This window comes from Novosphingobium mangrovi (genome assembly GCF_022818885.1).
Taxonomy (GTDB): Bacteria; Pseudomonadota; Alphaproteobacteria; order Sphingomonadales; family Sphingomonadaceae; genus Novosphingobium; species Novosphingobium mangrovi.
The window spans coordinates 22,070-28,843 of the sequence record NZ_JALHAT010000051.1 but is presented as its reverse complement, the minus strand read 5'-3'; the positions used below and the strand labels follow the sequence as shown (position 1 = coordinate 28,843).

Here is a 6,774-nt window from a genome sequence, read left to right as displayed (position 1 = left end):
AGTTATTTTGTGCAAGCAAAAAGTGCAAGCCTGCCTTACAATTCAGCAACTCGTAAGGGAGCGTGGCATCTTCGCATCACTGCGCGCCACACCCCCTCATAAAACCGCGAGAATCCGCGACTTTATTGTCCGAGTTTTAGAACGAATGTATCAGTCCACGGTCCACAGCGTGCGCGGGTCCGAGAGCGGCGCCAGAGCGACCGTGCCGTCAATTGCGGCAAGTCCCTGCCCGGCCTGCGCCACCGACTCGAAGCGCACCTTGCCCTCGCCTTCCACCTTGCGGCGGAAGCGGTCGGCCCCGTCCTGTGCGCCGCCTTCGCTACGCGGCGCCAGCGTGCATGTGCCCTGCTCGCCCACGGTGAGGCACATCTCGCGCAGCAGGATCGGGGAGAGCTGGATGGTGCCGTCCTTGGCGGGAAGCGAGCGGATCTGGGTCTGGGGCAGCGCGGGAGCCCCGATCACCAGCGCCTCGTCCTCGTGCGCAAGGAATGCGCCCTTGGCGGCCTCGCTGATGAAGCGCTCGGGCAGCGGGCCATTGCCTACCGGCACGCCGAAATCGGGCGCGCCCTTTTCATCGAAGTAGACGCGCTGGACGCGGGTGTGGCGGTCCGGGTTGAACAGCGGATCGCCCTCGATCTCCTTGTAGTCACGGCCATGGTAGACGAGCATCGGGCGGCCCTGCTCATCGACCGTGAAGTCGTTGTGGCCGGGGCCATAGACCGAGGTCGCAACGCTGGTCTGGAAGACCGGCTCGGGCGACTTGGTCCAGTTGTCGGCGACCAGAAGGTCGGCATCGGCATCGATGGAGAGCATACCCAGGCAGTAACGGTCGTCGGTCGCGCTGGCCGAGTAGGTCATGTAGAGCTTGCCCGCATTCTCGATCGCGGCCGCGCCTTCGTTGACCTTGAAACCGCGGATTTCCCAGTCGTAGGTCGGGACCGAAAGGCGGGTTGCCGGGCCGACCGTCAGCGGGCCGGTCATCTTCGCGATGTAGAGGTTGGAATTGGTCTCGATGCCGGGCTCGCGCTGGGCCCAGGTGAAGTAGCGTTCCCCGCGGTGGACGAAGACCTTGGAATCAAGGTTGAAGCTATCCCAGGGCGCCTTGAATTCGCCCTTCACCGACCACGCGCCCGTCATCGGGTCCTCGCCCGCGCATTCGACAGCGTAAGTGCGGATGCGGAAGACGTCCTCGCCCCCGCCCGAAGGCCCTGCCGCAAAGTAGACGTACCAGCGCCCGTCAACCTGGTGCATTTCGGGCGCCCAGATGAAGCCGGAGAGCGGTCCTTCCTCCTCGTGGCGCCACAGCACACGCTCTTCGGCATCGGTGAGGCCTGCCAGGGTCTTCGCACGGCGCAGGACCAGACGGTCATACTCAGGCACCGAGCCGGTCATGTAGTAGTAGCCGTCGGTGTGGAGGAAGATCTGCGCGTCGGCGCGGTTCTTGACCAGCGGGTTCACAGGAACGGCGGACGTGGCCGCGCCGTCTGTGCCCTCACCTTCGGCAAGGACCGTGCGGCCCGCCTCGCTGCAGGCGATGGGAAGAAGCGCGGCGCCAAGGGCAAAGGTACGGCGCGAAAGGGAAAAAGGCATAAGTCCTCTCCGGTTTCTGGTCGGACGCGAGGGGCCTCTCTTGCGGAGGCCGGATCGCGGCAAAAGCATCAAAAAACGGCCCCCCGCCCCGCGTGGATGCGGGGGGCCAATTGGTGGTATTTCAGTCGTGCGCCACCGGCCAGCCGTCCGCGTCCCAGGTCAGGGGCGCGATGCGCAGCGTGGGCGCGCCGTTCGCCTCGCGGTCGTAGGCGTGGTAGACGAGGTAGGTGGTGCCATCGGTGTCGGTGAAGGCGCCGACGTGGCCGGGGCCCCGGAAGCGTTCCTTCTCTTCGAGGTCCGCGCGCAGCAGGATCGAACCGCCGCCCTCCATGAGCTTGGAGCCGTCCTTGCCGAGATAGGGCCCGGTAACATCGCGCGACCGGCCCATCACGGTGTAATAGGTGGAGTTCACGCCCTTGCAGCAATAGTCATAGCTGACGAGGAGGTAGTACCAGCCGCCATGGGTGAGGATGAACGGCGCCTCGACCGGCGCGGGCGCGCCTGCCGGGGCCGGACGGCGCGCGATGGAAACAGGCCTGGTGCCCGCATCGACCTTGCCGGTCTCAGGGTTCACGGCAAAGAGCTTGATGCCCGTCCAGAAGCTGCCGAGCGAGAGCCACTGCCCGCCCTTTTCATCGATCACCAGGTTGGGGTCGATGGCGTTGAAATCATCGGCGTGGGTCGACTGGACGACGAGGCCCTTGTCGCTCCAGCCATAGTCCTTCGAGGTCGGGTCCAGCGTCTTCGCGGTCGCAAGACCGATCGCCGAACGGTTCGAGCCGAAGGTCGAGACCGAGTAGTAGAGGCGGTATTCGCCATTCACCCGCTGGATGTCAGGCGCCCAGATCCCCTCGGTGCCTGGCACGGCCCTGGTGGCCCACTCCGGCAGCTCAGCGAAGACCGAACCGGCCTCCTCCCAATGGACGAGATCCTTGGAGGTCTTGATGCCGATGTAGCGGCCGACCGTATTAAAGACGTAGTAGGTGTCGCCCTCGCGGATGATGACGGGGTCGTGCGTGGGCGCGAGTGCGCCGCTCAAGCGGTCATTCAGAACCGGAGCATCGCTCTCGGCGCCCTTGGCCGAAACGCCCATGGAGAGCGCCAGCGCGCCGATGGCGAGGAAGCGGGAGAGTGTGCGGACCATCGCCCTCACCCCTCGTAGGCGGTCCAGGCGGCGACGAGCGCGCGCGCCTTTTCACCCACTTGCGCAGGGGTATCGCCGGGCTTGTAGAGGCTCCCGCCCACGCCAATGCCGAAGACCCCGGCCTTGCGGTATTCGGCGATGTTGGCCGGGCCCACGCCGCCCACGGCCCAGACGCGCGCGTCCTTGGGAAGCACGTCCTTGATGGCTTTTACATAAGAGGCCCCCAGGACCGAGCCGGGAAAGAGCTTGAGGTCACGCGCGCCTGCAGAGACCGCCGCGAACGCCTCGGTCGGGGTCAGGAAACCGGGCAGGACATCCATGCCCAGAGCCAGCGAATGGGTGATGACCGCGTGGTCGGTGTTGGGCGAGACCATGAAGGTGCCCCCTGCGCCTGCAAGGTCCTCGGCCAGCCCCGTGGAAATCACCGTGCCCCCGCCAATGGCCGCGCGGCCTTCGAGTGCGGCGGAGAGCGCGGCTATGGAGCCTGCCGGATCGGGCGAGTTGAACGGCACCTCGATCAGGCGCACGCCCGCCTCGACCAGCGCCTCGCCGATGGCGACGACTTCGTGGGTTTCGACCCCGCGCAGGATGGCCACCACCGGGACGGCGCCCTGCGCCAGAACGTCTGCGATCTTCATGCCTTCACTCCTGTGGCGAGCGCGAGGCCCGCCAGTACGGCCGCCTCGCCATCGATCCGCTGCGCCACGGCGGCGGAAAGGGGAAGCGCCTTTTCATAGAGATCGACGATCTTGCCATCGCCGATGAGAACCACCGAGGCCCCCGCGCTCGCCTCGGCGACGACTTCGCCGCCGATCAGAAGCGCGGAGAGGTAGCCGTGCGACCACGTCTTCGAGCGGCCATCGAGCAGGCGCGCCGCGCGCGCCTCGAAGAGAGCGGCGGTAAGCGGTTCGCCCGCGCGTTCAAGGCCGCGCGCAAAGCCCTCCTCGAAGCTTCCGGCCCCGTCGGTGTCCGGGCCGGTCAGCGTCGAGTGGCCGGTGAGGAGCGCGAAGAGTTCGCCGGTGGGATGGGTGCGAAAGCCGGTGAGCACGCCGCCCGTCACTTCCACCCACTTGCAGTGCGTGCCGGGCAGCACGATCAGGTGCCGCCCCTCGCCCAGTTCGGGCTGGAGCGCGATGGCGCCGAAGATCTGCGTTTCCTCGCCGCGCATCACATCGGGAACCGCGCCGCCCATGTGGCCGCACACCCCCGCCAGAACGGTCACGGGAAGCCCCGCGATCCGCGTGCGGGTGGGCCCGGCCAGCCAGCCGTCGCGGTTGGCCGGGCACGTGACGTACCCGGCATCGACGAGCGCGCCCTTCGCGCCCGCCATCCCGCACAGCACCACGTCCTCGAGCGGGCCCTGCTCCTGCCAGCGCGCCAGACGCGCGGCGAGGATACCGGCCGGATCGGCGCTCAGCGCGCCGGGGCCGTCGAGCCTGTCGGTGACACGCCCGTCCTCGACCCGGTAGAGCCGCAGATTGGTCGTGCCCCAGTCGCCAAGGACGCGCACGCCGCTCATTGCACTTCGAGCACCACGACGGACTTCGCCGGAAGCGTCACGGTGAGCGTGCCGCCCTTCACCCGCGCGCCGTTGAATGCGGCCGGCTTCACCACATCCGGGTTCTCGAAGGTGTTGTGCGCGTTGATCGCACCCGCCGTCAGGATACGCCCCGAGACCTTCCCTGCCTTCACCCCGTCGAGCGCGATGGTGACGGTGTTCGCCTCCTTCGCATCGGCGTTGGAGAGGCCGACGTGGATCTTGCCGTCCGTGCCCTTCACTGCCGAGCCGCTGACGGCGGGAAGGGTATAGTCCCCGACCTTGTAGGTCGGCGTCTCGATGTCGATCGGCAGGACGGTCGCGTCCTGCCAGGGCTTGTACATCTCGAAGACGTGGTAGGTGGGCGTCAGCACCATCTGGTCGTCTTTGGTGAAGATCATCGCCTGGAGCACGTTCACCATCTGGGCGATGGCGGTCATGCGCACGCGGTCGGCGTGCTTGGCGAAGATGTCGAGGTTGATCGCGGCGATCAGCGCGTCGCGCATGGTGTTCTGCTGGCGCAGGAAGCCGGGGTGCGTGCCCTCGTCCTGGGCATACCACGAGCCCCATTCGTCCACGGCCAGGAACAGGCGCTTCTCGGGATCGTACTTGTCCATGATCGCGCTGTGCCTGGTGATCAGCTCATCCATGCGCCAGGCCTCGTGGAGCGCGTCGGCCCACCCGCTCTCGTCGAAGTCGACAGCGGGTGCGCGCGGCGGCCAGCCCCCTGCGGGGTGGACGTAGTAGTGCAGCGAGAGACCATCGAGCATGTTGCCCGCGATCTTCATCATCTGCTCGGTCCAGTTGTAGTCTTCCACATTGGCGCCAGCAGCGACCTTGAGGATCTTGGTGCCTTCAGGCGGCTTGATGAAGGTGGAGTAACGGCGCGTGACGTCGGCGGCGTACTCGGGCCGCATGTTGCCCCCGCAGCCCCACAGCTCGTTGCCGACCCCGAAGTACTTGACCTTCCAGGGCTCCTTGTGGCCGTTCTCCGCGCGCTCTTCGGCCAGCGTGCCGGCGGGCGCGGTCATGTACTCGATCCACTCGGCCATCTCGCGCGGCGAGCCATTGCCCACGTTGCCCGCGACATAGGCCTCTGCGCCCACCTGTCGGGTCAGCTCGAAGAACTCGTGCGTGCCCACGGTGTTGGGCTCGGTCACGCCGCCCCAGTGGGTGTTGACCTTGGTCGGGCGGTCCTTCCTCGGGCCCACGCCCTCACGCCAGTGGTACTCGTCGGCAAAGCAGCCACCCGGCCAGCGGATCACCGGCACCGACAGATCGCGCAGCGCGCCGATCACGTCGTTGCGGAAACCGTTGGTGTTGGGGATCGTGCTGTCCTCGCCGACCCACAGGCCGCCGTAGATGCCCTCACCCAGATGCTCGGCAAACTGGGTGAAGATGTCCTTGTCGTAGACCGGGCCAGGCGTATCGGCGTGGATCGTCGCGCGCGTCGGGGTCCCGGCGGTGTCGGCCAGGACGCCCGTGCTCGCAAAGACGCTCGCCCCCAGAAGCAGGGTGGCGGCGGTGTGGCGAAATGCCTTGATCATGTCTTCTATCCCCTCCCAGGGCGTTCTTAGTCGTGGAATTCGTCGACCGACTGTCGCTTGCCGCGCAGGAACGCGTCGGCCACCAGCCGCATCGGCGCGACATCGACGTCGCTGCGCCCGCCGCGAATGAGGTTCGCAAAGCGCGCGTAGAGCCCGGCATATTCCAGGTCCTCGTTACGCTCGGTCCCACTCGGCAGGGTCAGCACCGCGCCGCCGCTGGAGAGCTTGAGTTCGCCCGCGTCGGTCTCGACGGTGATGTCCCAGGACTGCGGGCCGGTCTGGCGCCAGTCGAGGTCCATGTGGATCGGCGCGCCCGCCGTGTCCTGGAAATCGATGTCGGCGGCAATCGGCGCGGCGCGGTTGGCCGGAAGGCTCAGCGTCGCATCCTTGAGGAACATCGGGCGCGGCAGGATGTGGGTGATGATCGAGAGCGCGTTGATGCCCGGATCGAAGACGCCAAGGCCACCGGGCTGCCAGATCCAGTCCTGGCCCGGATGCCACACGCGCACGTCCTCGCGCCAGACGATCTTCGCGCTCGTGACGGTGCGCTCGGCAAGCCAGGCGCGCGCGGGCGCAACACCGGCCGCGAAGCGTGAGTGCCACGAGGCAAAGAGCGTGACGCCGACCTTGTCGGCCCGGTCCTTGAGCGCCTCGACTTCGGCGAGCGTGGCGCCCGGCGGCTTTTCGAGGAAGACGTGCATGCCCGCCTTCAGCGCCGTGACGGCAATGTCATAGCGCACCTGGGGCGGGGTGCAGAGCGCAACCGCGTCGACCGCCGGGCCCTTGTCCAGCAGCTCCTCGATCGAGGCGAACTGGGGGATGCCCTCCATCGGCGGCGAATGCGGGCTGACCGTCGCGGCAATGTCGAAGTTGCCGTTGCCGCGAATGGCGGGGATGTGCTGGTCCCGGGCAATCTTGCCCAGGCCCACGATGGCAATGCGGATCGGGTCCATGGC

Annotated in this window: 6 protein-coding genes; all 6 read right to left on the bottom strand. The window is 67.2% G+C overall.

The features are described 5' to 3' along the window. Positions 1–150 precede the first annotated feature (150 nt). The 6 genes from MTR65_RS18400 to MTR65_RS18375 all read right to left on the bottom strand — a co-directional run bounded on the left by MTR65_RS18400 (position 151) and on the right by MTR65_RS18375 (position 6,771). The gene (locus MTR65_RS18400) at positions 151–1,590 is read right to left on the bottom strand and encodes a glycoside hydrolase family 43 protein (RefSeq protein ID WP_243802753.1); all 1,440 of its coding nucleotides are present in this window, start codon (positions 1,588–1,590) and stop codon (positions 151–153) included. A gap of 121 nt (positions 1,591–1,711) precedes the next feature. Further along, entirely contained in the window at positions 1,712–2,734 is a 1,023-nt protein-coding gene (locus MTR65_RS18395; RefSeq protein WP_243802751.1) for an arabinan endo-1,5-alpha-L-arabinosidase, read from the bottom strand. Positions 2,735–2,739: 5 nt separating this feature from the next. After that, positions 2,740–3,372, bottom strand: coding sequence for a 2-dehydro-3-deoxy-6-phosphogalactonate aldolase (locus tag MTR65_RS18390; RefSeq protein ID WP_243802750.1), 633 nt, complete (start codon positions 3,370–3,372; stop codon positions 2,740–2,742). Continuing rightward, the gene (locus MTR65_RS18385) at positions 3,369–4,253 is read right to left on the bottom strand and encodes a 2-dehydro-3-deoxygalactonokinase (protein ID WP_243802748.1); all 885 of its coding nucleotides are present in this window, start codon (positions 4,251–4,253) and stop codon (positions 3,369–3,371) included. The genes MTR65_RS18390 and MTR65_RS18385 overlap by 4 nt, the downstream gene beginning before the upstream one ends. Continuing rightward, complete coding sequence (locus MTR65_RS18380; protein WP_243802746.1) at positions 4,250–5,818, bottom strand: alpha-N-arabinofuranosidase; 1,569 nt, start codon at positions 5,816–5,818, stop codon at positions 4,250–4,252. The genes MTR65_RS18385 and MTR65_RS18380 overlap by 4 nt, the downstream gene beginning before the upstream one ends. A 26-nt stretch (positions 5,819–5,844) precedes the next feature. Then, entirely contained in the window at positions 5,845–6,771 is a 927-nt protein-coding gene (locus MTR65_RS18375) for a Gfo/Idh/MocA family protein (RefSeq protein ID WP_243802744.1), read from the bottom strand. Positions 6,772–6,774 lie beyond the last annotated feature (3 nt).

Excerpts from the sequence above, each read along its gene's own strand:
- MTR65_RS18380 (WP_243802746.1), bottom strand. The coding sequence starts at position 5,818 with ATGATCAAGGCATTTCGCCACACCGCCGCCACCCTGCTTCTGGGGGCG.
- MTR65_RS18400 (WP_243802753.1), bottom strand. The coding sequence starts at position 1,590 with ATGCCTTTTTCCCTTTCGCGCCGTACCTTTGCCCTTGGCGCCGCGCTT.
- MTR65_RS18375 (WP_243802744.1), bottom strand. The coding sequence starts at position 6,771 with ATGGACCCGATCCGCATTGCCATCGTGGGCCTGGGCAAGATTGCCCGG.
- MTR65_RS18395 (WP_243802751.1), bottom strand. The coding sequence starts at position 2,734 with ATGGTCCGCACACTCTCCCGCTTCCTCGCCATCGGCGCGCTGGCGCTC.
- MTR65_RS18385 (WP_243802748.1), bottom strand. The coding sequence starts at position 4,253 with ATGAGCGGCGTGCGCGTCCTTGGCGACTGGGGCACGACCAATCTGCGG.
- MTR65_RS18390 (WP_243802750.1), bottom strand. The coding sequence starts at position 3,372 with ATGAAGATCGCAGACGTTCTGGCGCAGGGCGCCGTCCCGGTGGTGGCC.